Here is a 1,604-nt window from a genome sequence, read left to right as displayed (position 1 = left end):
CAAAAAATTATTTCTCTTTTTTATAATTCTGACGCTTTTTTCCTGCAACACCGAAGGAGAAAGTACCAGCTTTAAAATAGGCTTCTCTCAGGCTATGACTACCGATAATTGGCGGAAACAAATGAATAGGTCAATGCAAGTGGAAGCCTCCATGCATCCTGAGCTTCAACTGGAAATAAGGGATGCGGGAAACGAGGTTGAGAAGCAGATTGAACAAATTGAAAGATTTATAGAAGAAGGTGTGGATATTCTTATTGTTTCTCCTATTCAGTCTGTGCCAATTACCCCGGCAATAGATAAGGCCATGGATGCCGGGATTCCAACTATAATTATAGACCGGAAGATCGAGGGCAGTAATTATACCGCATACCTGGGTGCCGATAATTTTGAAATTGGTGCCAATGCTGCCCGTTATATACTTTCAGGCGCAGAAACCGGCGCTGAAATTTTTGAACTCACAGGAGCCGAAGGTTCTTCTCCGGCTCATGAAAGAAGCAGGGGCTTTAGAAGTCTTATAGATTCAGGCAGTAATTTCAAAGTCACCCATAGCATCAAAGGAGATTGGGAAAAATCTTCAATTTCCAATGCCTTAGCCGCCCTTTTTGAAGATGAGGTTGTTCCCGATTTCATCTTTGCTCATAATGACCGTATGGCCCTTGGAGCCTGGGAAGTAGCTAGGGAATACTCTCTTAAGGACCAGGTAAAAATTATTGGGGTGGATGGTCTCTTTGGGCCAAGCGGCGGAATTCAACTGGTTAAAGAAGGAATTCTTGACGCCACAATCCTTTATCCCACGGGTGGTGCCGAAGCTATTAAACTCGCTCAATATATATTAGACGGAAATAGTGTTAGCAAAAATAATATTCTGAGAACCGTGGTTATCGATTCGGTTAATGTAGGGATAATGCAAAATCAATTTGATAAAATTAACCAGCAACAAAATGATATTGCGCGCCAGCAACACACGATTAACGAACAAATTGCTACTTATAATTCCCAGAGCAACCTGGTGAAAATAATGATTGCCCTGGCGGCCGTTCTCTTTTTTCTCATGCTTTGGAGCATTTACCTTCTTTATAAGAATAAAAAAAGCAAGAAAAGACTGGAGCTGAACAATCGTAAAATTATAGTGCAAAGAAACCAGATCGAAGATTTTGCTCAGAAACTAAAGGAATCTAACGAAAGTAAGATCAATTTCTTCACCGCGCTTTCGCATGAGTTCAAAACACCGCTTACTTTAATAACCAGTTCTATAGAGAATATTTCAAAAAATGCTTCAGGTAGCTTAAAAGCCTTCGATTATGAGACCAAACTGATAATCAATAATTCCAGGCGTCTCTTAAGGTTGATTAATGAATTGCTGGATTTTAGAAAGCTGGAAGGAAATTCTTTCAGGTTAAAACCTGTAAAAACAAACCTCCACGATTTTATCGAAAATATCTATTCCGATTTCAAAAGTGAAGCCTTGAGGAAATCCATTACCCTGGAACTTACTTCCGATGTTAACTCTCCGTTTGCCTATATAGACAGGGATATGATGGATAAGGTTTTTTTTAACCTACTCTCTAATGCCTTTAGGTTTACACCGAAAAACGGAAATATTT

At 39.5% G+C, this 1,604-nt stretch carries 1 protein-coding gene; it reads left to right on the top strand.

From position 1 onward, the window contains the following. On the top strand, positions 1 to 1,604 hold a 1,604-nt coding region (locus tag ACESK1_RS13340; protein ID WP_372920655.1), incomplete at both ends, for a substrate-binding domain-containing protein.

This window comes from Salegentibacter sp. (assembly GCF_041642575.1).
Lineage (GTDB): Bacteria > Bacteroidota > Bacteroidia > Flavobacteriales > Flavobacteriaceae > Salegentibacter.
This window is presented reverse-complemented; position numbering and strand designations above follow the sequence as displayed.